Source organism: Pseudomonas sp. D1-36, assembly GCF_051132205.1.
Taxonomy (GTDB): domain Bacteria; phylum Pseudomonadota; class Gammaproteobacteria; order Pseudomonadales; family Pseudomonadaceae; genus Aquipseudomonas.
The window spans coordinates 4978508-5004798 of the sequence record NZ_CP071674.1 but is presented as its reverse complement, the minus strand read 5'-3'; the positions used below and the strand labels follow the sequence as shown (position 1 = coordinate 5004798).

24 protein-coding genes are annotated in these 26291 nt (G+C 63.2%); 20 read left to right on the top strand and 4 right to left on the bottom strand.

Annotated features, from left to right (window positions below):
* The first annotated feature begins 115 nt into the window (after window positions 1-115).
* From nrdR to J3P76_RS22420, 12 genes are all read left to right on the top strand, one after another.
* Window positions 116-580 (top strand): transcriptional regulator NrdR, encoded by a 465-nt coding sequence (nrdR, locus tag J3P76_RS22475; protein ID WP_013694316.1) that lies wholly within the window; start codon window positions 116-118, stop codon window positions 578-580.
* Entirely contained in the window at window positions 577-1710 is a 1134-nt protein-coding gene (gene ribD / locus J3P76_RS22470) for a bifunctional diaminohydroxyphosphoribosylaminopyrimidine deaminase/5-amino-6-(5-phosphoribosylamino)uracil reductase RibD (protein ID WP_434609279.1), read from the top strand. Before nrdR ends, ribD begins: the two co-directional genes overlap by 4 nt.
* A gap of 46 nt (window positions 1711-1756) precedes the next feature.
* A complete protein-coding gene (locus J3P76_RS22465) occupies window positions 1757-2419 on the top strand; it encodes a riboflavin synthase (protein WP_434701259.1) in 663 nt (220 codons plus the stop codon).
* 16 nt (window positions 2420-2435) lie between these two features.
* On the top strand, window positions 2436-3527 hold the full coding sequence (gene ribBA, locus J3P76_RS22460; RefSeq protein WP_420767553.1) for a bifunctional 3,4-dihydroxy-2-butanone-4-phosphate synthase/GTP cyclohydrolase II: 1092 nt from the start codon (window positions 2436-2438) through the stop codon (window positions 3525-3527).
* An 89-nt stretch (window positions 3528-3616) separates the two neighbouring features.
* Window positions 3617-4093: a 6,7-dimethyl-8-ribityllumazine synthase gene (ribH, locus tag J3P76_RS22455; RefSeq protein WP_039594266.1), complete on the top strand. Its 477-nt coding sequence runs from the start codon at window positions 3617-3619 to the stop codon at window positions 4091-4093.
* On the top strand, window positions 4090-4590 hold the full coding sequence (nusB, locus tag J3P76_RS22450) for a transcription antitermination factor NusB (RefSeq protein ID WP_039594265.1): 501 nt from the start codon (window positions 4090-4092) through the stop codon (window positions 4588-4590). The genes ribH and nusB overlap by 4 nt, the downstream gene beginning before the upstream one ends.
* 22 nt (window positions 4591-4612) lie before the next feature.
* Window positions 4613-5578: a thiamine-phosphate kinase gene (thiL, locus tag J3P76_RS22445; protein ID WP_434701257.1), complete on the top strand. Its 966-nt coding sequence runs from the start codon at window positions 4613-4615 to the stop codon at window positions 5576-5578.
* Entirely contained in the window at window positions 5575-6078 is a 504-nt protein-coding gene (locus J3P76_RS22440) for a phosphatidylglycerophosphatase A family protein (RefSeq protein ID WP_420767555.1), read from the top strand. Before thiL ends, J3P76_RS22440 begins: the two co-directional genes overlap by 4 nt.
* Window positions 6079-6089: 11 nt before the next feature.
* The gene (locus tag J3P76_RS22435) at window positions 6090-6848 is read left to right on the top strand and encodes a substrate-binding periplasmic protein (protein ID WP_420767556.1); all 759 of its coding nucleotides are present in this window, start codon (window positions 6090-6092) and stop codon (window positions 6846-6848) included.
* Between the two features lie 109 nt (window positions 6849-6957).
* Window positions 6958-7575, top strand: coding sequence for a GTP cyclohydrolase II (ribA, locus tag J3P76_RS22430; RefSeq protein WP_420767557.1), 618 nt, complete (start codon window positions 6958-6960; stop codon window positions 7573-7575).
* Window positions 7572-7991 carry an MFS transporter gene (locus J3P76_RS22425; RefSeq protein WP_434609285.1) on the top strand — a complete coding sequence of 140 codons (420 nt, stop codon included), beginning with the start codon at window positions 7572-7574 and terminating at the stop codon, window positions 7989-7991. Before ribA ends, J3P76_RS22425 begins: the two co-directional genes overlap by 4 nt.
* Window positions 7991-8776: a cobalamin-binding protein gene (locus tag J3P76_RS22420; RefSeq protein ID WP_434562080.1), complete on the top strand. Its 786-nt coding sequence runs from the start codon at window positions 7991-7993 to the stop codon at window positions 8774-8776. The genes J3P76_RS22425 and J3P76_RS22420 overlap by 1 nt, the downstream gene beginning before the upstream one ends.
* Before the next feature lie 137 nt (window positions 8777-8913).
* On the opposite strand, the gene J3P76_RS22415 is transcribed toward J3P76_RS22420, so the two are convergent.
* The 4 genes from J3P76_RS22415 to J3P76_RS22400 all read right to left on the bottom strand — a co-directional run bounded on the left by J3P76_RS22415 (window position 8914) and on the right by J3P76_RS22400 (window position 14082).
* Window positions 8914-10794 (bottom strand): TonB-dependent receptor domain-containing protein, encoded by a 1881-nt coding sequence (locus J3P76_RS22415; protein ID WP_434609287.1) that lies wholly within the window; start codon window positions 10792-10794, stop codon window positions 8914-8916.
* A gap of 149 nt (window positions 10795-10943) precedes the next feature.
* Window positions 10944-12842 carry a 1-deoxy-D-xylulose-5-phosphate synthase gene (dxs, locus tag J3P76_RS22410; RefSeq protein WP_434609290.1) on the bottom strand — a complete coding sequence of 633 codons (1899 nt, stop codon included), beginning with the start codon at window positions 12840-12842 and terminating at the stop codon, window positions 10944-10946.
* A gap of 113 nt (window positions 12843-12955) precedes the next feature.
* On the bottom strand, window positions 12956-13843 hold the full coding sequence (ispA, locus tag J3P76_RS22405; protein WP_420767562.1) for a (2E,6E)-farnesyl diphosphate synthase: 888 nt from the start codon (window positions 13841-13843) through the stop codon (window positions 12956-12958).
* Window positions 13840-14082 (bottom strand): exodeoxyribonuclease VII small subunit, encoded by a 243-nt coding sequence (locus J3P76_RS22400; protein ID WP_003185917.1) that lies wholly within the window; start codon window positions 14080-14082, stop codon window positions 13840-13842. Before J3P76_RS22400 ends, ispA begins: the two co-directional genes overlap by 4 nt.
* A 435-nt stretch (window positions 14083-14517) precedes the next feature.
* Between J3P76_RS22400 and J3P76_RS22395 the strand changes: the two genes are divergently transcribed.
* The 8 genes from J3P76_RS22395 to J3P76_RS22360 all read left to right on the top strand — a co-directional run bounded on the left by J3P76_RS22395 (window position 14518) and on the right by J3P76_RS22360 (window position 26282).
* Window positions 14518-15309 (top strand): YfaP family protein, encoded by a 792-nt coding sequence (locus J3P76_RS22395; protein WP_420767584.1) that lies wholly within the window; start codon window positions 14518-14520, stop codon window positions 15307-15309.
* A 36-nt stretch (window positions 15310-15345) separates the two neighbouring features.
* The gene (locus J3P76_RS22390; protein WP_434701256.1) at window positions 15346-17055 is read left to right on the top strand and encodes a DUF2138 domain-containing protein; all 1710 of its coding nucleotides are present in this window, start codon (window positions 15346-15348) and stop codon (window positions 17053-17055) included.
* Window positions 17040-17699, top strand: coding sequence for a DUF1175 domain-containing protein (locus tag J3P76_RS22385; protein ID WP_420767564.1), 660 nt, complete (start codon window positions 17040-17042; stop codon window positions 17697-17699). The genes J3P76_RS22390 and J3P76_RS22385 overlap by 16 nt, the downstream gene beginning before the upstream one ends.
* The gene (locus tag J3P76_RS22380; protein WP_434702049.1) at window positions 17696-22264 is read left to right on the top strand and encodes an alpha-2-macroglobulin family protein; all 4569 of its coding nucleotides are present in this window, start codon (window positions 17696-17698) and stop codon (window positions 22262-22264) included. The genes J3P76_RS22385 and J3P76_RS22380 overlap by 4 nt, the downstream gene beginning before the upstream one ends.
* 1 nt (window position 22265) lies before the next feature.
* Window positions 22266-23885: a DUF2300 domain-containing protein gene (locus J3P76_RS22375; RefSeq protein ID WP_434675442.1), complete on the top strand. Its 1620-nt coding sequence runs from the start codon at window positions 22266-22268 to the stop codon at window positions 23883-23885.
* Window positions 23886-23888: 3 nt separating this feature from the next.
* Window positions 23889-24719 carry a YfaP family protein gene (locus J3P76_RS22370; protein WP_434609297.1) on the top strand — a complete coding sequence of 277 codons (831 nt, stop codon included), beginning with the start codon at window positions 23889-23891 and terminating at the stop codon, window positions 24717-24719.
* 272 nt (window positions 24720-24991) lie between these two features.
* Window positions 24992-25876: an MBL fold metallo-hydrolase gene (locus J3P76_RS22365; protein WP_420767567.1), complete on the top strand. Its 885-nt coding sequence runs from the start codon at window positions 24992-24994 to the stop codon at window positions 25874-25876.
* A gap of 163 nt (window positions 25877-26039) precedes the next feature.
* Window positions 26040-26282, top strand: coding sequence for a YdcH family protein (locus J3P76_RS22360; RefSeq protein ID WP_420767568.1), 243 nt, complete (start codon window positions 26040-26042; stop codon window positions 26280-26282).
* The last annotated feature ends 9 nt before the right edge of the window (window positions 26283-26291 follow it).

Sequence of the window (26291 nt, the reverse complement as noted above, 5' to 3'; positions counted from 1 at the left end):
AAGGTGAATTCGATGGATCTGGCGTTAAGCCCGTCTGTATACCGTAAACCCTATGGCTTGTCTTGCCAGTGGGATGCGCTACCATGGCCCTCCCTTTTTTTGTTGCCTGCCCACCATGCACTGTCCCTTCTGCGGTGCCAACGACACCAAAGTCATCGACTCGCGACTGGTCGCCGAGGGCGAACAGGTCCGCCGCCGCCGCGAATGCCTGGCCTGCGGCGAACGTTTCACGACGTTCGAGACCGCTGAGCTGGTGTTGCCGCGCCTGATCAAGACCGACGGCAGTCGCCAGCCGTTCGATGAAGAAAAACTGCGCGCCGGCATGCAGCGCGCCCTGGAAAAACGCCCGGTGAGCGTCGAACGCCTGGAAGCCGCGCTGGTGCACATCAAGCACAAGCTGCGGGCGACCGGCGAGCGCGAGGTCAAATCCCTGGTGGTCGGCGAGCTGGTGATGGCCGAGCTGCAGAAGCTCGATGAAGTGGCCTACATCCGTTTCGCCTCGGTGTACCGGCGTTTCCAGGACCTCAATGAGTTCCGCGAGGAAATCGACCGCCTGGCCCGCGAGCCGGTGAAAGAATGACCAGCCCGGCGCAACAAGCCGTCCTCGACGCCCATTACATGGCCCGCGCCCTGGAATTGGCGCGACGCGGTCACTACACGACCCATCCCAACCCACGGGTGGGTTGCGTGATCGTGCGGGACGGCGAAGTCGTCGGCGAAGGCTGGCACATCCGCGCTGGCGAACCCCATGCCGAAGTCCATGCCCTGCGCGCCGCCGGTGAAAATGCCCGGGGCGCCACGGCCTACGTGACCCTCGAACCGTGCAGCCACCATGGGCGCACACCGCCCTGTGCCGATGCGTTGGTCACCGCCGGGGTGGCGCGGGTGGTGGCCGCGATGCAAGACCCGAACCCGGAAGTCGCCGGGCGCGGCCTGCAGCGGCTGGCCCAGGCCGGCATCGCCACAGAAAGCGGCGTGCTGGAAGGCGAAGCGCGCAAGCTCAATGAAGGTTTCCTCAAGCGCATGGAACATGGCCTGCCGTTCGTGCGGGTCAAGCTCGCCATGAGCCTTGATGGGCGCACCGCCATGGAGAGTGGCGAGAGCCAGTGGATCACCGGCCCCGCCGCGCGCTCGGCGGTACAACGCCTGCGGGCCCAGGCCAGCGTGGTGCTGACCGGCGCCGATACGGTGCTGGCGGACAATGCCCGGCTGACCGTGCGTGCCGACGAGCTCGGGCTGGACGCCGAGCAGACCGCGCTGTCCATGAGCCGTCCGCCGCTGCGGGTGCTGGTGGACGGCCGCTTGCGAGTGCCGCTGGATGCGCCGTTTTTCAGGGCGGGCCCGGCGCTCGTCGCTACCTGCATGGCGGTGGAAGAACAGTACGCCAACGGCCCCGAATGCATGATCGTGGCGGGTGACGACGGTCAGGTCGATCTGCGCCGCCTGTTGGCGGAGTTGGCGGCCCGAGGCGTCAACGAAGTGTTGGTGGAAGCCGGCCCGCGCCTGGCGGGAGCCTTTGCCCGTCAGGGCCTGGTGGACGAGTTCCAGATTTTCATCGCCGGCAAGTTTCTGGGCTCCTCGGCGCGACCGCTGCTGGACTGGCCGCTGGCGCAGATGAAGGACGCCGCGCCGCTGAAAATCACCGAAATCCGCGCCGTGGGCGATGACTGGCGAGTCATCGCCGTTCCCGTTTCATCGGCCAGCGTATAATTCCCGGCTTTCGCTCAAGCGGCGGCCCGTTCTCGAGGAGGACTCCATGTTTACCGGCATCATCGAATCCATCGGCAGTATCCGCGCACTCACCCCCAAGGGCGGCGATGTGCGGGTGCATGTCGAAACCGGCAAGCTCGACCTGAGCGACGTCAAGTTGGGCGACAGCATCGCCGTGAACGGCGTCTGCCTGACTGCCGTCGAGCTGCCCGGCAATGGCTTCCTGGCTGACGTCAGCCGCGAAACCCTCGACTGTACCGCGATGAACGATCTCAAGAGTGGCAGCCCGGTCAACCTGGAAAAAGCCCTGACGCCGACCACGCGCCTCGGCGGGCACCTGGTCAGCGGCCACGTCGACGGTGTCGGCGAAGTGGTCTCGCGTACCGATAACGCCCGGGCCGTGGAGTTTCGTATCCGGGCCCCGAAAGAGCTGGCCAAGTACATCGCCCATAAAGGCTCGATCACCGTCGATGGCACCAGCCTGACGGTCAACGCGGTGGACGGCGCTGAGTTCATGCTGACGATCATCCCCCATACCCTGAGCGAAACCATCATGGCCTCGTACCGGCCTGGTCGTCGGGTCAACCTGGAGGTCGACCTGCTGGCCCGCTATCTGGAGCGTCTGCTGCTGGGCGACAAGGCCGCGCAGCCAGCAGCCGGCAATATCACTGAAAGCTTTCTGGCCGCTAACGGCTACCTCAAATCCTGACCCAAGGGGGTGCCGCGTGGCGCTCAATAGCATCGAAGAACTGGTTGAAGACATCCGCCAAGGCAAGATGGTCATCCTCATGGATGACGAAGACCGCGAGAACGAAGGCGACCTGATCATGGCCGCCGAATGCTGCAAGGCCGAACACATCAACTTCATGGCCAAGCACGCCCGTGGCCTGATCTGCATGCCGATGACCCGCGAACGCTGCGAGCTGCTGAAGCTGCCGCTGATGGCGCCGCGCAATGGCTCGGGCTTCGGCACCAAGTTCACCGTGTCCATCGAGGCCGCCGAGGGCGTGACCACCGGTATCTCCGCCGCTGACCGCGCGCGCACCGTACAAGCGGCCGCGGCCGCCGACGCCAAGGCCGAAGACATCGTCAGCCCCGGCCACATCTTCCCGTTGATGGCCCAGGCCGGCGGCACCCTGGCCCGCGCCGGCCATACCGAGGCGGCGTGCGACCTGGCGCGCATGGCCGGCTTCGAGCCCGCCGGCGTCATCTGCGAAGTGATGAACGACGACGGCACCATGTCCCGTCGCGCCGAGCTGGAAGCGTTCGCCGCCGAGCACAACATCAAGATCGGCACCATCGCCGACCTGATTCACTACCGAATGATCCACGAACGTACCGTTCAGCGGATTTCCGAGCAGCCGCTGGACAGCGAACTGGGCCAGTTCAACCTGGTGACCTACCGCGACTCGGTGGAAGGCGACGTGCACATGGCGCTGACCCTGGGCACTGTTTGTGCTGAAGAGCCGACCCTGGTCCGCGTGCATAACATGGACCCTCTACGCGACCTGCTGATGGTCAAGCAACCGGGCCGCTGGAGCCTGCGCGCGGCCATGGCCGCCGTGGCCGAGGCGGGCAGCGGCGTGGTGCTGTTGCTCGGGCATCCACTCGATGGTGACGTGCTGTTGGCCCACATCCGTGAGACCACCGAGCAGCAACCGGTGAAAAAGCCGACCACCTACAGCATTGTCGGTGCCGGTTCGCAGATCCTGCGCGACCTGGGCGTGCGCAAGATGCGTCTGATGAGCGCGCCGATGAAATTTAATGCGATATCCGGTTTCGACCTGGAAGTTGTAGAATACGTGCCCTCCGAATAATGGCCCGGGATTTCCCGCCCTGTATTCGTGGCTAATATCACTGAGGAGCGCGTATCGAACGTGCTCCGGCTCTTTAAGAGATCTGACGAATGACCCTGAAGACCATCGAAGGTACCTTCATCGCCCCCAAGGGCCGCTACGCGCTGGTAGTCGGCCGTTTCAACAGCTTTGTGGTTGAAAGCCTGGTCGACGGCGCGGTGGATGCGCTGGTTCGCCATGGCGTGAGCGAAGGCGACATCACCATCATCCGTGCGCCTGGCGCCTTCGAAATCCCGCTGGTTGCGCAGAAAGTCGCCCAAAAGGGCGAATTTGCGGCAATCATCGCCCTCGGTGCGGTCATTCGTGGCGGTACTCCGCACTTCGAATACGTGGCCGGCGAATGCACCAAGGGCCTGGCCCAGGTGTCCATGGAGTTCGGCGTGCCGGTCGCTTTCGGCGTGCTGACCGTTGATTCCATCGAGCAAGCCATCGAACGTTCCGGCACCAAGGCCGGTAACAAAGGTGCCGAAGCTGCCTTGTCCGCCCTGGAAATGGTCAGCCTGCTGGCGCAGTTGGAGGCCAAGTGATTAGCGACGAGAGCGATCGTTTCAACCCGCGCGATCCAAAGCCTGCGGACGCCGGCAAGCCTTCGAAAAGCGTCAAGCGCCGCGAAGCCCGTCAGCTCGCGACCCAGGCCCTGTATCAGTGGCATATGGCCAAGCAATCGCTGAACGAGATCGAAGCGCAGTTTCGCGTCGATAACGATTTCAGTGATGTCGATGGTGCGTACTTCCGCGAGATCCTGCACGGCGTCCCCGCCCACAAGACTGAAATCGACAACGCACTGGCACCTTGCCTGGACCTGACCATCGATGAGCTGGACCCAGTCGAGCTCGCCGTGTTGCGCTTGTCCACCTGGGAGCTGATGCAGCGCGTCGACGTGCCGTACCGCGTGGTAATCAACGAAGGGATCGAGCTGGCGAAAGTCTTCGGTTCCACCGACGGCCACAAGTTCGTCAACGGTGTGCTCGACAAGCTCGCCCCGCGCCTGCGTGAAGCCGAAGTGAAGGCGTTCAAGCGCTGATTGGCGTTTGTGACGACTGACTATGGGTGAATTCGAGCTGATCCGTAACTACTTCGCCGCTGCGCCATGCGCGCAGGGCGGCGAGGGCGTTGCGCTGGGGATCGGCGACGACTGCGCCTTGCTGGCCGTCCCTCCCGGGGAACAGCTGGCGGTTTCCACCGACACGCTGGTCGCCGGTGTGCATTTCCCGGATCCTTGCGATCCGTTCCTGCTCGGCCAGCGCTCGCTGGCCGTGGCGGTCAGTGACTTGGCCGCCATGGGCGCGAGCCCTCTCGCCTTTACCCTTGCCCTGACCTTGCCGATGGTTGCCGCCGATTGGCTGCAAGCCTATGCCCAGGGTTTGAGTCAGATGGCCCGGGCATGCGGCGTCGCGTTGGTGGGCGGCGATACCACGCGGGGGCCCCTGAGCCTGACCCTGACCGTGTTCGGCCGCGTCCCGTCCAGCCAGGCCTTGACCCGCGGCGGCGCGCAGCCCGGCGATCTGCTGTGTGTCGGCGGTGAGCTGGGCAATGCCGCCGGCGCGTTGCCGCTGGTCCTCGGCCAGCGCAGCGCTGAGCCTGCAGTCGCCGAGCCATTGCTGGGCCATTACTGGGCGCCGCGACCGCAGATCGACCTCGGCCTGGCACTGCGGGGCAAGGCCAGCGCGGCGATGGACATTTCCGACGGCCTGCTGGCGGACTGTGGGCATATCGCGCTGGCGTCCGGCGTGGCGTTGACGGTTGAACGTGACCGGCTTCCGCTGTCCAATGCACTTATGGCGCTGCTCGGCCTGTCAGGCGCGCAACACGCCGCCCTGAGTGGTGGGGACGACTATGTATTGCTGTTCACCCTGCCGTCGGTCCGATTGTCGGCACTTCTGGCCGAAGGCTGGCCGATCCATGTGGTCGGCAGTGTCACGCAGGGGCAGGGCGTCATGCTGGTTGACGACCTCGGGCGCGACATCACCCCGCAAACACGGGGCTATCAACATTTTGGGGAGACACCGTGACAGATCATCCCAACCAGGTACCGGCCGAATTCGTTCCGCCCTCGGTCTGGCGCAATCCCTGGCATTTCCTGGCGTTCGGCTTCGGTTCGGGTACCTTGCCCAAGGCGCCGGGCACCTGGGGCTCGCTGGTTGCGCTACCCTTTATACCGTTGTGGCAGATGTTGCCGGATTGGGGCTACTGGCTGATGCTGGGCATCACCATGCTGTTCGGCTTCTGGCTGTGCGGCAAAGTGGCGGATGACCTGCGGGTACACGACCACGAAGGCATCGTCTGGGACGAAATGGTCGGCATGTGGATCACCTTGTGGCTGGTGCCTGAAGGTTGGCAATGGCTGTTGGCCGGTTTCCTGGTGTTCCGCTTCTTCGATATCCTCAAGCCATGGCCGATCCGCTGGATCGACCGGAAGGTACACGGGGGTGTCGGCATCATGCTCGACGACGTGTTGGCCGGCGTTTTTGCCTGGCTTGCAATGCAAGGGTTGGTGTGGTGTTTCACCTGAGGGAACGAGGCATGGGCGTAAGCCGCGCACTTTTGCTGTTGCTGTGTATCGGAGCGTTGTTCGGCGTTCGGGTGGCCGAGTCGGCGCCGCTGCCCGGCAAGATTCGCGCCGCCAGTGAAGAGTGGGCCGATTACACACAGGCCGATGGGCAGGGCATGGGGTGGGAGCTTTTGCGCGCGGTATTCGAGCCCGAAGGCGTCAAGCTGGAAACCCGTAGCGTGCCCTACACGCGCTCGATCGGGTTGGTGCAGCGCGGCGAGGTCGATGTGCAGGTCGGCGCCTATCGGAATGAGTCCGCAGGAGTGCTTTACCCAAAGTGGCACTACGATGTTGATCATATCTATGCCCTCGGACTGGCCTCCAAGCCGTCCCCAACGTTAGCCACCATCGGCAACTATCGACTGGTGTGGATGCGCGGCTACGAGTACGACAACTACCTGCCCAACGTACGACGTTTCAACGAAATTCATCGCGCCGTGGGAATCCTGCCGATGCTGGCCCATGACCGTGCCGATTTTTATATTGATGCTTCCATGGAGATCGAGGAGGTGCTCGCCAAGGCCGACGATCCCCAGCAATTCAAAATGTCGCCGCTGATCAATCTACCGCTGTACCTGGGCTTCGCCGACAACGAAAACGGTCGCGTGCTGCGTGCGCTGTTTGACCGACGCATGGAAGTGTTAGTGAAGAGCGGTGAGCTGAAACCGATTTTCGAGCGTTGGAATCAACCCTATCCCTTCGACGAGCACGGCAAACCACCGAAGTTGTGATCAAACTTTTCGATGGTTATGCGTGATAATTCAGCCTAAGCGCCCATCGGATCGTGCTGTTACAATGCCCGCCTCTGCGAATCTCCAGTACTAGATCAGGAGCACACCGGTGCCTGTCGTTTTTGTTGCCGCTTCCAAGCTGCCAACGCCTTTTGCTCAATTCACCATGCATGGTTTTCTCGATGAAGCCACCGGTCGCGAGCACGTCGTGCTGAGCCTGGGTGATTTCGCCGACGGCGCTCCAGTACTCGGTCGCCTGCACTCCGAATGCCTGACGGGCGATGCGTTGTTCAGCCAGCGCTGTGATTGCGGCTCGCAGCTTGAAGCCGCGCTGCAAGCCATCGCCCGTGAAGGTCGCGGCGTGCTGCTGTATTTGCGCCAGGAAGGGCGTGGCATTGGCCTGTTGAACAAGATCCGTGCCTATGAATTGCAAGACGGCGGGGCCGACACCGTGGAAGCCAACGAGCGCCTCGGCTTCGCCGCCGATTTGCGCGATTACAGCATCTGCCTGCCGATGCTGGAACACCTGGGCGTCAAGGCCTTGCGGTTGATGACCAACAACCCGCGCAAGGTCAAGGCACTGACCGACATGGGCATCGCGGTGGCTGAACGCGTGCCGCTGCACACCGGCCACAACCCTCACAACAAGCTCTACCTGGCGACCAAAGCCAGCAAACTCGACCACATGATGGGCAACGAGCACCAGGGCGAGGTCGACCGGGCGTGACGCGCGGCCAGGTTCGGCGGCGGCTGGCCGTCAGTTGGTGGCAGTACCTGGCGCTGGCCTTGCTGCCATTATTTGTGATCAACACGGTATTTGGTCAGGGCGAGGCGATCCTGCCGGTGCTGGCGATGCCGCTGTTCATCGCCGGCGTGGCGTCGATGTTTGTCAGCCTGCGGTTTTTCGGCGGCTATAAAAACGCCCTGATCGCCACGCATAAATCCCTCGATACGCCTGGAGAACCCGAGGCCTGGATCACCCTGGCAGCCCGGCGTCGTGCAGCTTTCCTGGTGGCAGGCCTGCCGGCCTGGATTGGCGCGTTGGCGGTATTCGTCGGCCTCGAAGCGGTGCCGCTGATGCTGTTGGCGTTATCCACCGCCGTGCTGTTCTACCTGTATCGCATCCCGCGTCAGCTCGGTTGATGCGTCTCTGGCTGGCGGTCCTCCTGCTGGCCGCCAGCGCCTCGACGATGGCGGCTTCGCGCGTTGTCAGCCTGGCGCCCTCGCTTTCTGAAATAGTCGTTGAGCTGGACTCCGCTGACCTGCTGGTGGGTGTGTTGGACGGTGGTGAACGTCCGCCGGCCCTCAAAGAGCTGCCTTCCGTTGGGCGTTACGGCCAACTGGATATGGAGCGCCTGCTCAGCCTCAAGCCCGATCTGCTCCTGCTTTGGCCAGGCAGCGTGGGCCCGGCCCAGCGCCAGCAGCTCAAGGCGTTGGGCATCCCGATCTACATCGCCGAGCCCCACGATCTCGATCAACTCATTACGCAAATTCAAGATATAGCCACCCAACTCGGCCGCCCGGAGCGGGGCGTGCAGCGAGCGGCGCAACTGCGCCAGCGCCTGGAGGCGCTACGCCAACGCTACCGACGGGAGAGGCCTGTGCCGGTGTTCTATCAGGTCTGGGACCGGCCGCTGTATACCGTCGGCGGTGGGCAGATCATCAGTGACGCCTTGGCGATATGCGGCGCGCGCAATGTGTTCGCCGACCTGAGCGTACCGGCGCCGCAAGTGAGTGTGGAATCGGTACTCCAGCGCCAGCCGCAGATGATCCTCGCCACGGATCAGGCACAGCTCGATGCCTGGAAAGCCTGGCCGGTGGCGCAGGGGCGACTTTTGCTGGTGGATGACAAAGGGCTGGAGCGGCCCAGTGGGCAGATGATCGAGGCGACAGCGCGGCTGTGCGGGTTGATTGCGCCCGACCGGTAGACCGCGGTGCCTTCAATCGCGAGCAAGCTCGCACCCACAAGGATTCGTAGCGCCGCTGATTTTGGATTCACATCGAGTCAAATTGTGGGAGCGAGCCTGCTCGCGATGGGGTCGGCCCAGGCACAACAGATTCTGGATCAAAATTCCGGGGTCCAGGTCACCCCAAACAACCACGCCCGACCCTCCTCCCGATACCCGTGCTGCAACACCCCATGGCTATACAGCGCCCGGCTGTAACCTTTGTCCAACAGATTATCCACCTTCATCTCCAACTTCACTTCCCGGCTCAGCGCCCAACTGCCGCGCAACCCGAGCAGGGCATAGCCGCTCAGGGCATTGCGGTTGTTTTCGTCGTCATAGCTGCTGCTCACCGCTTGCCAGGTGGCGCCGAAACCCAGGCGATCGAATTGTCGGTCCAGGTCCAGGCTCAACGTGCGACGAGCGCGGCGGGCCAGGGTGTGGCCGCTGTCACGGTCCCGTGGGTCGATGAAGGTCAGGCCCAGGTTGCCCTGCCAACCGAACAATTCCTGCCGCAAGGCCGCTTCGAAACCATTGATCCGCGCCGACGCAACGTTCTGCGGGCGTGAGCCGCTGCCGAAGATGATCGCGTCCTCCAGGTCCGTGCGGTACAGCGAAGCCTCCAGGCGGGCGCTGTCGCTAAGTTGGCTGCGCCATTGCACTTCGTAGCTCTTGGCCGTTTCGGGTTTCAGGTCTGGGTTGCTGAAGTCCGGGTAATACAAGTCGTTGAATGTGGGGGCGCGAAAGCTTTCGCTGTAGGTCAGCAATACGTCGTTGTCCGAGTTCACTGGCAAGGTGAAGGTGCCGCTCCAACTGTTCTGGCCACCAAATTGCTGGTTCTGGTCGCGGCGCAGGCCCAACTCTGTCGAGAAGGTTTCGGCCTGGAAGCGATGCTGGATAAACGCCGCGCGGTTCCAGCGGCTGTCTTCCTCGAACGGCGTGCTGCTATTGACCCGGTCTTGATACCAGTCGCCGCCCACGATCAGGCTGTTGCGCTCGTCCAGTGTCACGTCGTTCTGCCAATTCACCGAATCGCGGTAGGTGTTGAAGACTTCGCGAACATCACTGAGCTTGTCGAACGTTTTCTCACGGTTCTCGCTGTGGCTCAGTTCGAGGCGGGACGTCCAGGCGTCGTTGATCCGAGCGTCCGCGTAACTGCTGAAACTGCTCACCGCAAACTCGCTGTACGGCTGCTGGGGCAAGGACTCGAAGGTGCTGGGGTCGAAGCGGCCGAACGGGTTGTCGTATTCACTTTTGCCACGGTTATCCAGCAGGTTCAGGCCGAGCTCCAGATCGTCGTTGGCGGCATGGCTCAAGCTCAGGCTGAAGGACCGGTTGCGGTTGGCGTCGGCGTCTCGGTCGCTGGCGTAGGACTCGTGGGTCCGATTGCTTCCTGCGGTTTCGTCCAGGCTGGCGCCGAGGTTGAAACGCGTCTGCTCGTCGCCTCCGGACATGCCCACGCTGCGCTCCCAGGTCTGGTGGCTGCCAATACCCAGGCGCAGGCGTGGTCGCAGCCCTTGATCGTTGCCGCGCCGTGTGAAGATCTGGATCACCCCGCCCACCGCATCGGCGCCGTAGATCACCGAGCGCGAGCCACGCAACACTTCTACCCGCTCGATCTGGTTGATATTCAGGCGTTGCAGGTTGCTGTCGCCAGAGGTGGCGTTGCCGATGCGCTGGCCGTCCACCAACACCAGGCTCTGGGCCGACTTGGTGCCGCGGATGTAAATCCCCGGCAGGCTGCCGCGCCCGCCCAATGGCGCCACTTGCACGCCCGGCACGCGGCTGAGCAAGTCGGTGACACTGGCCGGTTGCAGGCGGTCGATGTCGTCACGGGTGAATACCGTGTTGGCGGCGCTGCTGTCGTTGCGGGCCTCTACCTGGCGGTTGGCGCTGATGAGGATGTCGGGCAGCTTGAGGGCTTGGTCGCGTTCGAAGGTATTGGCCAGCAGGTCGGGGGTGGGGAGCAGGGCGAGGGCGAGGGCGAGGCGGCGTTTCATCGGTGTTCCATGATTTCGTGGTCCACACAGAAACCAATGTGGGAGCGAGCCTGCTCGCGATAGCGGTAGGTCAGTCAGCACAGCATCGACTGGTCTACCGCTATCGCGAGCAGGCTCGCTCCCACAGGGGGGCCGTGTGGTCTGAAGAGTTACAGGCCCAACAGCTGCAACCGCAGTCGCACCGCCGCTTCGATCCCCGCCTCGTCCAGCCCGCATTCGGCCAGCATTTGCGCAGGCTTGGCGTGTTCGACGTAGAGATCCGGCAGCCCAAGGTGCAATACCGACTTGAGGATGTTTTCCCGCGCCAGGAATTCGCTGACCGCGGCGCCGGCACCACCCATGATGGCGTTTTCCTCGATGGTCACCAGCAGTTCGTGGCTGTCGGCCATCTCGCGCACCAGGTCTTCGTCGAGGGGTTTGACAAAGCGCATGTCCACCACGGTGGCATCAAGCTTTTCGGCGACTTTCAAGGCTTCGGCCAACTGCACGCCAAACACCAACAGGGCCGCTTGCTTGCCTTGACGGCGGATCACGCCCTTGCCGATCTCGATGGGCTCAAGGTCAGCCTCGATCGTCGCGTTCGGGCCGGTGCCGCGAGGGTAGCGCACTGCCGCCGGGCCATTGAACAGGTGGCCGGTGGTGAGCATCTTGCGCAGTTCGTTTTCATCGCTCGGCGTCATCACCAACATGCCCGGGATGCAGCGCAGGTAGGACAAGTCGAAGCTGCCGGCGTGGGTCGGGCCGTCTTCGCCCACCAGCCCGGCGCGGTCGATGGCGAACAGCACATCGAGGTTCTGCACAGCCACGTCGTGGACGAGTTGGTCATAGCCGCGTTGAAGGAAAGTCGAATAGATTGCCACCACCGGCTTGGCGCCTTCGCAGGCCATGCCGGCCGCAAGGGTCACGGCATGTTGTTCGGCAATCGCTACGTCGAAATAACGCTGCGGGTAGCGTTCGCTGAACGCCACCAGGTCGGAGCCTTCCTTCATCGCCGGGGTAATGCCCACCAGGCGCGGGTCGGCGGCGGCCATGTCGCACAGCCATTGGCCGAACACGCCGGAATACTTCGGCCCACCGGTCTTTTTCGGCGCGGCGGCCGGGGCATCCAGGGGTTCAAGCTTGGTGATGGCGTGGTAACCGATCGGGTCGACTTCCGCCGGGGCGAAGCCTTTGCCTTTCTTGGTGACCACGTGCAGGAACTGCGGGCCCTTGAGATCGCGCATGTTGCGCAGGGTGGCGATCAGCGTGGGCAGGTCATGGCCGTCGATGGGGCCGATGTAGTTCCAGCCCAGCTCCTCGAACAGCGTGCCGGGCACCAGCATGCCCTTGGCATATTCTTCGGTGCGGCGGGCGATTTCCCAGGCGCCCGGCAGGCGCGACAGGACCTTCTTGCTGCCTTCGCGCATGCTGGCGTAGGTGCGGCTCGAGAGGATCTTCGCAAGGTAATTGGACAATCCGCCAACGTTGCGCGAGATCGACATGTCATTGTCGTTCAGTATCACCAGCATGTTGGCGTTGACCTCCGGCGCATGGTTCAGCGCCTCGAAGGCCATGCCTGCGGTCAGTGCACCGTCGCCGATCACGGCAATCGCCTTGCGCTCGCTGTTTTGCAGGCGGGCGGCAATCGCCATGCCCAGGGCGGCGCTGATGGAGGTGCTGGAGTGACCGACGCCAAAGGTGTCGTATTCGCTCTCGGAGCGGCGCGGAAAGGCGGCGACACCGTCCTTCTGGCGCAACGTGCCCATGCGGTCGCGACGACCGGTGAGGATCTTGTGCGGATACGCCTGGTGCCCGACGTCCCACACCAACCGGTCGTCCGGTGTGTCGAAGACGTAGTGCAACGCGATGGTCAGCTCGATGACACCCAGGCCCGCGCCAAAGTGCCCACCGGTCTGGCCGACCGTGTAGAGCAGTTCCAGGCGCAACTCATCGGCCAGGGTCTCCAGCTCGGCTTCACCCAGTCGACGCAGGCCGTCCGGCGTGTTGGCGCGGTCCAGCAGGGGCGTGGTCGGGCGTGTGCGGGGGATCTCTTGAAACGTCGTGGGCATCAGGCGAATCGTTATAGGTATAGAAAGAGGCGGCAGTTTACCTTATGCATCGCAAGCTGCCCACGCGTCGGCCGGAACTTGGCCGATACGCACTTAAATGGGTTGACCGTGGATCAGCTGCGTCGTTCGACGATATAACGCGCCAGATCGCGCAACGGTTCGGCCGCCGCGTCAAAGGGTCGCAGCGCGGCCAGGGCCTGGTCGCGCAGTTCCAGGGCGTAGGCCTTGGCTGCATCGAGGCCGAGCAAGGCCGGATAGGTCGGCTTGTCGCGCGCAATGTCGGCACCCTGGCGCTTGCCCAGGGTCTGGGTATCGCTTTCGACGTCGAGGATATCGTCCTGAACCTGGAACGCCAGGCCGATGGCCCGGGCGTAGGTCTGCAAGGCTTGCAGTTGTTCCGGCGTGGCCCGACCGCTGGCCAGGGCGCCGAGCCGGACGCTGGCCTCGATCAGAGCGCCGGTCTTGTGCCGGTGCATGTATTCCAGCGCGCTCTGATCCAGCTTCAGGCCCACCGAACCCAAGTCGATGGCCTGGCCGCCCACCATGCCGGCCGGGCCCGCCGCCAACGCCAGGGCGCTGACCATGTCCAGGCGAACCTGCGCCGGGCATTCGCTCAGGGTCGGGTCCAGCAGGGCGCTGAAAGCCAGGCTCTGCAAACCGTCGCCCGCAAGAATTGCGCAGGCTTCGTCGAATTTCTTGTGGGTTGTCGGCTGGCCGCGACGCAGGTCGTCGTCGTCCATGGCGGGCAGGTCGTCATGCACCAGGGAATAGGCATGAATCAGCTCGACCGCGCAGGCCGCGCCGTTGGCCTGCTCGGCCACGCCGCCAAGGGCTTCGCACGCGGCATAGGCCAGCAGCGGGCGCACGCGCTTGCCGCCGTTCATCACGCTGTAGCGCATGGCTTCGTACAGGCGCGCCAGTTCCGGGCTCGGGGCGCTGAACAGGGTCTCCAGTGCAGCATTGACCCGGGCCTGGCTGCTGGCCTGATAGGCGCCGATCATTCAGGCTGTTCCGCGTCGAAAGGTTCTTCGGTCAGCTCGCCGTCGCGTTCGAGCAGCAATTGTACCTTCTGCTCGGCCTGGGCCAGCGCTGCCTGGCAGTCGCGAGTCAAGCCGATACCTTGCTCGAAAGCAGTCAGCGAGTCTTCCAGCGACAGTTCGCCGTTCTCCAGGCGTTCGACCAGCGTCTGCAGGTCGGCCAGAGATTGTTCGAAATCCAATGCAGCTTTTTTGCGGGCCATGGCGGCTATTCCGGTTGACTGTTAAACCGGCGCGACACTAGCAGACATGGGGTGCTCGGGCAAATCAGGGCGGGGTAACGCAGGCTATGATCCAGTGCTTTTGTGGCGAGGGAGCTTGCTCCCGCTCGCGCGCGCAGCGGTCGCAAACTGGATCAACACGGCGGGTTTGGGGCTGCTGCGCAGCCCAGCGGGAGCAAGCTCCCTCGCCACGGGACTTCGTCAGAAGTGACGTCGGGTTCCGTATTCGGCTCACATCAGCTTCGATACGTGATTTCCCACACAGAATCGCGCGTCCCCCGATTGTGAAAAATCCGTCAAATGGCTACTCTTCGCGCCATCTACGGCCCTCTTGCGACGGGGCCTTCAGACGAAACCCGAACAATGACAAGCAGCGCCGAGGAAGGGCGCCGGGTTGCGTCGTGCATGGCAGGAGGCATAGTGCGTTTTCTTTCATTGTTGATCGTGCTGCTCGGCGCGCCGCTGGCGTGGGCCGGGCCTTCGGCTGAAATGTCGGAGCCGGTCGGCGGCTGGCGTTACCACGGCTTGCTCGATCGCACGCAAAACCCGCAAGTCGCCTACCCCACGCCACCGATCGATCGGGGCGTGCAGCGCAACCGCACGATGATCGAAGGCCGGATCAAGGACATGGGCACGGCGCGCCAGCCCCATAGCCTGTCGGTCAACGGCAACCCGCTGAATCTCTACACCGATGACGAGGGGCGTTTCGCCCGGCCGTACGCGTTTGGCGCCGGCTCCAACAGCGTCGAGGTGCGCAGCTCCGAAGGCCAGTCCCTCAAGCGCGTGCAATTCTATGAAGCCAACAACTTGCGCACTCCGGCGCAAATCCGCGTGGTGCTGGGCTGGGACGATCCGAAAGCCGAACTCGACCTGCATATCGTCACACCCGACGGCCAACATGCTTTTTTCGGCCGGCCGGCCCTGACCAACGGCGGCGGCCTCGACCCGGACGGCGTCGACGGCCCCGGCCCCGAGATGTTCACCATGACCGCACCCATGCACGGCACTTACCTGGTGTACGTGAACTATTGGGGCAACTACGGCAGCGGCGGCTACAACTTCGACGAAGCCAGCAACCAGAACGAGGTAATCACCTCGCAGATCAACCTGGTGCTCAACGAAAACACCGTCGATGAAAAACGCGAAACCTTTGTCGTGCCCCTGCGCGCCATTGGCGATCTGCTGCTGGTCAAGACGTTCAACTACTAAGTACTCCGCTCCACGGATGAATAGGCCCTTGTGAATATGAGCGACAACACTGCTTCCCCGACCACGCCGACACCTGTCGCCAAACCTGGGCGCCGTTGGCCGGCGATTCTGATCGGGCTGTGCCTGGTGGCCGGCGCTGCCGCCGGGTTGGGCTGGTTCATGACCAAGCCCAAGGCCCCGCCCATGGCGCTGGCGTTGGAAAAACTCGGCGTGAGTCGTCCCGACGGCTTGATCGAGGCGCATTCCCTGAGCCAGTTGCCCAAGGACCTGTTAACGGTGCCGTTTCTCAAGGCCACGCTCACCGAAGATTTTGTCTTCTATTACGAAGCCCACGCCGACCGTCTCGGCCTGATCGGCAGCCTGCGCCGGATCATCTACGAGCATGACCTCAAGCTGCAGGACAGCCTGATCGAGCAGCTTTTCGACCAGCCGGCGGACGTGGCCTTGTGGCGCGGGGCGGACGGTCGTCTCAAGGATTTCCTGCTGGTGATGGATCGCGGCGGGTTGGCCAAGGTCCTGGAACCGCTGGCGAAAGTCGCCCTGGATGACACCCAGTTGAGCAAGCTCGGCGACCTGAAGGTGAGCGGCGATGAGGTCGCGCTCTATCAACTGAGCTATAACGCCAGCAAATCCCTGGTTTTCGCCTCCCACGGCGACAAACTCGTCGTGCTCTCCAACCCGAGCAAGCTGTACGACCAAGGCCATGGCCCTACCGATGAAGCCGGCATGGTTTCGACCCAGGCCTTAGAAGTCCTGCTGGCGGGGGAAAAACTCTTCCCCGAAGCATTCGGCCTGGCGGCCAAGGCACCCGAGGTCAAGCAGCGCATCTCGGTCAACGCCAGTGTGCTTGCCATGGGCTACCAGCGTTTCATCCCGAACTTCGCCGGCTTGCGCTTCGACATGGACGACAAGGGCTGGCACAGCTTTTTGGCCATGGACGAACTGGAAAACCAGCCGGACTTCGATTTCAAGCCGATCTGGCAAGCCATGCCCATGGGCGCCAGCGCCTGCGTAGCGTTGCCCCTGGCCGCCGAGCAGCAGAAACCGTTGCTGGTGAAACTGGGCGCCGAGGAAAAAGCCGCCCAGGCCATGGTTGATCATGTGGCGGGCGCGGCGGGCCTGTGCTGGTACGCCGATTCTCGCCTGTACACGCCATTGCTGGTGGCGAGCCTGAACGAAGACGATGGCAAGCTCGACGCCGATTTGGGCAACCTGTTTGGTTCGATGGTGGGGGCGTATGAAAACAACGTCGCTGAACACGCGTTCCCGGTGGTAGAGAAACAACAAGGTTCGACGCACCAATGGCAACGCCAGGTCAGCACCAACTTCGGCCCTTACGCGGCCAAAGAGGCGGAGCAGCCTGAAGCGATCACCGGCAAGGCGTTCATGCGCGTGAGCCTGGCGCGCCACGGTTCGACGTTGCTGTTCTCCCTTGATGACAAGCTGGTCGACAAAGCCCTCGGTACCCTCGACAAGCGCTTCCCGCCCATGGCCGACGTGGTGCCCAAGGACTTGCTGATGCCGGTCTACTTCGGCCCGGATTCCATGGCGCAACTGATGCAACGCGAAACCCTCGACAGCCTGCCTCAAGACATGGAGCCGGTGTTCTACAACGCCGCGCAAACCTATCTGATCCCTAAACTGCGCACCCTCGGTGGCTATGGCAAATACGCCCTGACATTGCCTGAAGGCAGCGAGCCGGACGGTCGCTGGCAGTGGTTGCCGCTGGAATGGAAAGCGCTGTGACGGGATTGATTCGCAACCGCGCATGGGCGTTGCTGCTGGCTTTGCTGCTCGGCGGGCCGGCGCTTGCCGTCGAGGCGCCGGCGCTGGATGCACAGCAATCCCAGGTCTTTCGCGCCTGGTTCGTGCGCATCGCCCAGGAACAGCTGACCAAAGGCCCGAGCCCGCGCTGGTACCAGCAGGACTGCGCCGGGCTGGTGCGTTTCGCGGCCAACGAAGCGCTCAAGGTCCACGATGAAAAATGGCTGCGCAGCAATGGCTTGTCCAATCGCTACCTGCCGCCGGAACTGCCCCTCAGCGATGCGCAACGGCGTCTCGCCCAGCAATGGCAACAGGGCGGCGGCAAGATCGGGCCCTACGTCAATGCGATCAAGCTGATCCAGTTCAACAGCCGCCTGGTGGGCCGGGATGTCACCCAGGCCCGCCCCGGCGACCTGATGTTCTTCGATCAGGGCGACGATCAACACTTGATGATCTGGATGGGCCGCTACATCGCCTATCACACCGGCACCACCACCCCAACCGACAACGGCATGCGCTCCGCAAGCCTGCAACAACTCATGAACTGGAAGGACACCCGATGGATACCCGACGCAGCCAACCCCAACTTCATCGGCGTCTATCGACTCAACTTTCTCACCCAATGACCGGTGCCCGCATGCTGCGCTTGTGTTCGAAACTGCCCCTGCTGTTTGCTCTGTTGTTGGCGCCCCTCGTGAATGCCGAAGACACCGTGGAGCCCAGCGGCTATACGCCGGTGTCCGGCGAAAGCTTTTTCCTGCTCGCCGACAGCAGCTTCGCCAGCGACGAGCAGGCGATGGTCCGCCTCGAAGCCCCGGGGCGTGATTACCGACGGTTTCGCATGGAGCCCTACGGCGGTGCTGATATCCGGGTCTATCGGATCGAAAAGCCGTTGGAGTTCCTCAAGCGCCAAAAGAACCTCCACAGGGTGGTCAGCGACGGCCAGTTCAAGGGTGAAGGCCTGTCCAACACCCTCGCGTACCTGTGGGACAACTGGTACCGCAAATCCCGTCGCGTGATGCAGCGGGCGTTCTCCTACGAATCCCGCCAGCAGGTTACCGAAGAGGTGCCGGAGCTGAAGATCGGCAACGCCCTGATCGCGCCGACGCCATACGATGCGCCGGCACAATTCGCCTTGATCCCCGGTTTGCCGGTGGTCAGCCAGTTCCGCTATCCGCTGTGGCAGGCCAAGCCGATCCAGCCGCCAGCCGGCGTCAACCTGGCCGGTTCGTCCAGCGAGTTCGTCAGCGTCGCGCCGGGTAACGTCTACGTGCCGTTGGGGCAGTTGAAACCGGGCCTGTACCTGGTGGAAGCGCTGATTGGCAAATACCGCGCGACCACCATGGTTTTCGTGTCCAATACCGTGGCCGTAAGCAAGATCGCCGGGGACGAATTGCTGGTCTGGGCCGCGCGCAAGCATGAAGGGCGCTCGGTACCCAAGGTCAATGTGTTGTGGACCGACGGCCTGGGCGTGATGAGCAGCGGTGCCACTGATGAAGACGGCCTGGTGCGTCTCAAGCACGTCAGCCCGGAGCGTTCGTTTGTCATCGGTGAAGACGAAGAGGGCGGGGTATTCGTCTCGGAAAACTTTTACTACGACAGCGAAATCTACGACACCAAACTCTACGCTTTCACCGACCGGCCGCTGTACCGGCCAGGAGATTGGGTGTCGCTGAAAATCGTCGGTCGCGAGTTCAAGAACGCCCGCGACTCGGTGCAACCAGCGGCCGCCGACGTCAACGTCAGCGTGCTCGATGCCACCGGCACGGCGTTGCAAACCCTGTCCCTGAAGCTCGATTCCAAGGCCGGTACACAAGGTCGTTTCCAACTGCCGGAAAATGCCGTGGCCGGTGGTTATGAATTGCGCTTCAGCTACAAGGACCAGCTCTACAGCAGCGCCTTCCGCGTGGCCGAATACATCAAGCCGCACTTCGAGATCGCGCTGAACCTGGCCAAGCAGGATTACCGCACCGGTGAGCCGGTCAAGGGCAATCTGGTGCTGCTGTACCCGGACGGCAAGCCAGTGGCGAACGCCAAGGTCAGCCTGAGCCTGCGGGCCCAGCAGTTGTCGATGGTGGATAACGAGCTGCAATACCTTGGGCAATTCCCGGTCGAGCTGACCAGCAGCGAAGTGACCACCGATGACAAGGGCAACGCCACGCTCGATTTGCCGGCCGCCGACAAACCGAGCCGCTACACGCTCACGGTGTTCGCCAGTGATGGCGCGGCGTATCGGGTCAAGACCACCAAGGAAATCCTCATCGACCGTGGCGCGGCGAATTTCCGCCTGGGCGCGCCTCGACGTTTCAGCGCAGCCGGCGAGAAAGTCGCGTTCAGCTACGCCAACGAAGGGGGCAGCGAACAAAGCAAGGCCGTGACACCGGGCAGCTACGCCTGGGTGCGTCTGGAAGACCAGACCACCGGCGAAGGCAAGCTCGCCGCCAACGACAAGGGCTTCAGCCTGACCTTCGACCGTCCCGGCACCTACAACCTCACGCTCAAGGACGACCATGGCCGGGCCATCGGCGCGACCAGCCATGCGGTGACGGGCGAAGGCATCAAGGCCGTGCCGGGCACGGTCGAAATCGTCCTCGATAAAGCCGAGTACAAGACCGGTGACGAAGCCCTGGCGCTGATCACCTTCCCGGAGCCGGTCAGCGACGCGCTGTTGTCACTGGAGCGGGACAAGGTCGAGGCCACCGCGATGCTCTCCAAGGGCGCCGACTGGCTGAAGATGGAAAAACTCAGCGATACCCAGTACCGCGCACGCATCGCCGTGAAGGATCATTTCGCGCCGAACCTGACCTTCTCCGTGCTGTACACCAAGGGCGGCCAGTACAGTTTCCAGAACGCAGGCATCAAGGTCGTCGCGCCGCAGATCGACGTAGCGATCACCACCGACAAAGCGACCTATCGCCCCGGCGACACGGTGACCGTCGACCTGGGCACCCAGTTCGCAGGCAAGGCGATCCCGGCGCACCTGACCGTCAGCGTTGTCGATGAGATGGTCTACGCGCTGCAACCGGAAGTCGCGCCAACCATCGACCAATTCTTCTATCACCCGCGCCGCAACAACGTGCGCACCAGCGCCAGCCTGTCGTTCATCAGCTACGACGTGGCACTGCCGGGCAGCCCCGGCGCGCCGGGCAAGGCCAACCGCAGCGAGCGCGGGGTCAAGGTGCTGGAGCGGCCGCGTCGCGAAGATGTCGACACCGCAGCCTGGCAACCGGAGCTGGTCACTGACGCCAACGGCAAGGCCCGCTTCACCTTCAAGATGCCTGACTCCTTGACCCGCTGGCGCATCACCGCCAAGGCAATCGCGGACGACGGCCAGGTCGGTCAGAAGAAGCAATTCATCGCGTCGGAAAAACCGCTGTACCTGAAGTGGAGCGGCCCGACCCGCTTCCGTGTGGGCGACAAGCCGCAATTGGGCCTGTTCGCTTTCAGCCAGTCCGAGAAACCTTTGAAAGCCGAGCTGCTGATCCGCTACGCCGGCGCCGAACAGCGCGTGGTGGCGGAACTGAAAAATGGCATCAACTACGTAGCGTTGCCGGCCCTGGAACTGAGCAGCGGCGACTTGAGCGTCCAGTTGCAGTTGAACGGTGAGACCCAGGACGCCCTGGCCATGCACCTCAATGCCATCGGCAACGGTTGGCAAGTCACCCAGGGCCAGCGCCTCGATGTGGCCGGCGGCGACACACCACTGAACCTGCCGGCCGACGCCAGCGATATCCGCCTGCGCCTGGACGATAGCCCGCAAGCGCTGTTCCGTTCTGCCCTGGACGAATTGCTGAGCTACCCGTACGGCGGCGTCGAGCAGACGGCCAGCCGCCTGTTGCCATTGAGCATCGCGTATCCAACCCTGGCGTCGAACCCGCAGATCCGCGACCGCTTGCGGTTGATCATGCAGAACAGCCGCTTGCGCCTGGTGCAGATGGCCGGGCCGTCGGCGAGCTTCACCTGGTGGGGCCAGGACGGCGAGCCGGATGCATTCCTCACCGCTTATGCCTATTACGCCGACTGGCACGCCAGCAAGGCTTTGGACCTGAACCTGCCGGCGGAACACTGGCAGCGGGTGCTGGAGGTCTATGCCAAGCAGGCCGCTGACACGCCGCTGTTGCAGCGGGCGTTGATCCTGTCGTTCGCCAAGCAGATGCAACTGCCGGTGAATACCTTGCTCAGCGGGCTGATGGACGACCTGGCGAAAGCCAGTGAAGACAGCACCGAGAGCGTGCTGGACAGCGGTGAAGACAGCCTGGTCATGTACGCGCCGGATTCGGCCCTCGGCCTGGCCAGCGCCCGGGTGCTGACCGCATCCCTCGCCAAGCAGGCGAAGGTGCCGTTGCCCGCAGCGTTCAGCCGTCAGGCCGAGGCCGCGCAACAGCAGTTGGAGCTGAGCTCGCAGCCGTTCGTGGAAGCACTGCTGCTGTCGTTGCAGGGCTTCGATCAGGCCCGCGCCAGTGCATTGCTGGAGCGCGTGCTGCCGCAGCAATCCACCTTGGAACGCGCGTTGGCCCTGACCTGGCTGCAACGCAGCATCGAACAGGCCGCGCCGGCCGTGGCATTGACGCCGGGGGAAGGTTGGAAAGCCCAGCAAGGCGCCACGGGTGAAACCTACTGGCAATGGCAGGGCGCGCAGTTGCCGACCTTGCTGACGCTCAGCGGCGCCCAGGAGCGTCCGTTGCAAGCGGCATTGAGCTTCCAGAGTCAGCAAGCGCCCGTCGCGCCGATGGCGGTGTCCATCACCCGTCGCCTGTCGCGCCTGGTGCCGGGCGACGAGGCTTTCACGTTCAAGCTTGAAGCCGTGGGCAACAAGCCGTTGTCCAGCGACGCCCTCTACCTGGATGAAGTGATCATCAACAGCAAGGCCGCGACACCGCTGCGCTACGGCATGCTCGAAGTGCCGTTGCCACCGGGCGCCGATGTGGAGCGCACCACGTGGGGCATCCAGTTGATGGGCAAGGCCGACAGCGAGCCAACTTCCCTGGAAAAGGCGCGCTTCGAGCCGGGCCAGATGGCCTACGCGGTACCGGTCGATGCCCTCAGTGGCGAGTTGCGCCTGCGACATTTGGTGCGCTTCTCCCAGAAGGGTCAGTTCACCTTGCCGCCGGTGCGTTTCACCCAGGTCTATGCGCCACAGAACCAGGCGCGGGAACAGAAACCGGCGCTGGGTCAGGTGACGGTCAACTGACATGCGCAGGGCTTGGGGCTGGTGGTGGTTGTGCCTGATTCCTGCGCTGACGACAGCGCAGGAGGAGCCGTTGCGCCTGGCCTTCGACGGTCAACTGTTGCGGGTGAGCCAGACCCAGGTGCTGGATCGCCAGCCGTTGACCAATTCCTTGCAGGCACCGTTGGGCAGTTTGTGGAAACTCTTCGTCTACGCCTGGCTGGTGGACACCGATGCTCGCGAGCCGGTTTACGAATGCCGCGGCGAATCGAAGGAAGAGGTCTATTGCTGCAACGCTGGGCAGAGCATCGGCCGCGATCAGGCGCTGGTGAAGTCCTGTGGTTTGTATTTCGAACCCCAGCGACTCGGGATTTCCGCGCCGGGATGGCGTGATTACTGGCAGGCGCGCCAGGCGCCGAAATGGTTGTTGGACCTGCCGACCTTGCAGCCGCAAACCCAGGTGCCGGTGGCCGAACTGCTCAAGGCGCTGGCGATGCTACCGGCCCAGGAGCAGGCCCGTCGGGTATTGCTCGACGTGGTGCTCGGCGCGGCGGATGGTCGGTTGGTCGGCCAGTTGGGCGCTCGCCTGCGGGTCAAGACCTGGAGTTGGTTGGGCGACCAGGGGCCCTCGTCGCGCCAAGGCGGTTTCGCCGGTTGGCTGGCTGATGGCACCCCGGTGTGGGCCGGTGGCCGCGGCACCAGTCAGCAGGTCCTGAAGAAATACGGCGATGGCTTGGCCACGGCGCTGCCGTCCCGCTGGCCTGTGGACACCGGACGCTGCGTGGAAGTCGACCTGTTTGCCCGTTACCCGTTGCAACGGGTGATGGCTGGCGAGCGACCCGCCACGCCGGGCCAGTTGCGCGGCGACTACCGCGTCGAGTTCACCAACGGTAACCAGCTGGACATCCACAGCGACGGCGAACTGTTCCTGCTGCCGGGCAAACTGGTGGCGCGACTGGACCGGGAGGAGTACGTCGCCCGGGTCCTGCAACGCGAAGCCAAGGCCGAACCCGCCGAAGCGGCCAAAGCCCTGGCCGTGGCGATTCGCACCTACCTGCTGCAAAACGCCCAGCGCAACGGCGATTGCCTGAGCATCGACGACAGCAGCCATCGCCAGCGCGTCGCGCCACGTCCGGCGGCGCCTGAAACCCGGGCCATTGCCGCTTGGACCAGCGACCTGGTCCTGGCTGGCACCGACGTCACTTATCACTCCGATCAACCCGGCCCGGACAAACTATCCTGGGCCCAAGCCGTCGAACAAGCCCACGACGGCCAGCGTTACGACGCGATCCTGCTGCATGCCTATCCGCGCGCGAGCCTCAGCCGTTGGGACAATCCGGTGGCATCCTGCCAAGCATTGCCCGCCGCCCAGGAATGGTTGCTGAAGCAGCGACGTGGCTGGCGTCAACGCTTGGAAAGCGAAGTGGGCTACAACGAAATCAGTTCCTTCGCGGTGTGCCGCGTCGCCTTCGGCCGGCCGTATGTGGACCGCGAGCGCCAGCGCATCTACGTGCGCGGCGTGCTGTCGCTGCAAGACCGCCTCGACCTGACCCATGAATATCTGCACCTGGCCTTTGAAGCTCACCCCAACGGCCAGGACGAAACCTATATCGAAGGGCTCGCCCGTCACCTCTTGCTGGAATAGACCATGACACTCCGTTATCCACAGGTCTTGCTGTTGCTTTGCGGCCTCGCTGCGTTGCCATCGGCCATGGCCGCCGACCCGATCAAGCTAGAAACCCCAGTCGGCGGCTGGCGCAGCGGCGCGCCGGGCGGCGAGGGCGAAAGCTTCAGCCAGACCGTCAACTACCCGGCCTCGTCCGTCAACACGCCCCAGGGCCAGGCGAACACGGCGCGCATCAGCGGTCAGATCAAAGGCACGCCGAAGAGCAATGAGCCAGGCCAGCTCATCGTCAACGGTGTGAGCCTGCCGTTGAAGGTTGATGAGGAAGGCCGCTTCGATCGGCCGTTCTCGTTCCCCAACGGCAGCAACAGCGTGGAAGTGCGCAGCGCCGATGGCCAGCAGCGCCACCGCACGCAATTCCTCAACACCAGCGGCGGCGCGACCCCGGCCAAGCTGCGGGTATTGCTGACCTGGGACAGCGATGGTACCGACCTGGACCTGCACCTGGTTACGCCCGACGGCGCCCACATCTGGTACGGCGACCGCGCCGTCGCCAACGGCGCCGCCCTCGACGTCGACGTCACCACCGGCTACGGCCCGGAAATCTTCGCCATGCCCGCGCCGATCAAAGGCCAATACCTGGTGTATGTGAACTACTACGGCGGCGGTTATCGCAGTGACGAGGATGAAGAAGGCGATGGCGAACAAGTCGAACAGGCGCAACAGGCCCTGACCACGGCGAAAGTCACCGTCATCACCGAAGAAGGCACGCCGAGCGAGAAGATGGAAACCTTCGTGGTGCCCATGCGGGCGGTGGGGGAGCTGACGTTGGTGAAGAGCTTCAGCTACCCATAAACCTGTGGGCTGTGATCCCTGTGGTGAGGGAGCGCTCAAACACCAAAATACCCGTGGGAGCGAGCCTGCTCGCGAAGACGAGGGCACATTCAACATCAATGCAAGCTGACCCAGCGCTTTCGCGAGCAGGCTCGCTCCCACCCAATCCGTGGTTTGGCCAGGCATGGGCACCGCCTGTCGCCTTTGCGGAATTGAGCCTGTCGCCTTCCTGTCGATTTCTTAGAGTCCGGAAATAACCAGAAATCGACGCGCCATTCGTGCAGGAGGCCTCCATGCATATCCACCACCTCAACTGCGGTTGCATGTGCCCGGTGGGCGGAAAGCTGTTCGACGGTTACAGCCGGGGGCTGACGGCGTGCCTGGTGTGTCATTGCCTGTTGATTGAAACCGACACCAACGGTCTGATACTGGTGGACACCGGTTTTGGCCAGCGCGATGTGCAGACGCCCGAGCGTCTGAGTCGTTTTTTCCGCGCGTTCAACAACATCAAGTTCGAGCATCGCCTCACTGCGTTGGAGCAAGTGCGGCGCCTGGGCTTCGATGCCAACGACGTGCGGCACATTCTTGTTACCCATCTGGATTTCGACCACGCCGGCGGGCTGCAGGATTTTCCCCAGGCCCGGGTTCACGTCATGCGCGACGAAATGGCGGCGGCCCGCACCGCCGACACTTGGATCAGTCGGCGCCGGTTCCAGGCGCGTCAGTGGCAGGGCGTCGATAACTGGGAGTTTTATGCCCCGGATGGCGACACCTGGTTCGGATTCGACTCGGTGCGCGCATTAATCGGCGCGGAAGAAGAGGACATTTTCCTGGTGCCGCTCCAAGGCCACACCGCCGGGCACGCGGGCATTGCCGTGCGCACGTCCGACGGCTGGTTGCTGCACGCCGGCGATGCCTATTTTTTTCACGATGAAGTCCATCAAGCCGAGCGTCGCTGTCCGCCGGGGCTGAAGTTTTATCAATACATGATGGACACCTATCGTTCGGCGCGGATGCGCAATCAGCAACGGCTGCGGGAGCTGGCACGGGTCCAGGATGGGCACGTGGAAATTTTCTGCAGTCACGATGCCAAGGAATGGGAGCGGGCCGTCCAGCAGCACCCAGTCCGTGTCGATTCCAATGCAATGCCGTCGGCCACCGGCAAACAATCTTCCTGACCCGATCCAAGTCAAAACGGCTCTTCCCTTTGCCCACGTCTCGTGGGCTTTTTTTTGTTCACGATGCCGTTCGTCACCGTTTCCAGATGTTTCTTTCAACTTAGCCGAAGGGGCCAATTCTAAAAATCGTGTACCCCAACAACACCGTTAAAAGGAGAAGGCCATGCCTGCTTCTCATGATCTTTATCAGGATTTGAATTGCAGCAAAGAGGCGGTTCAACAACGTCGTCAGCAGGATCCGGAACTTGATCGCCTGCTCGATGAATACACGGATTTGGATAACCAAGTGCTAGCGGCCGAATCGATTTCGGCGGGCAATGTCGAGGGTGACGATATCCGTAAGCTCAAGGAACAGCGCCTGTCGATCAAAGACAAGATCGCGCAGCAACTGGCAAACACTCAATAAGCGAAGCGT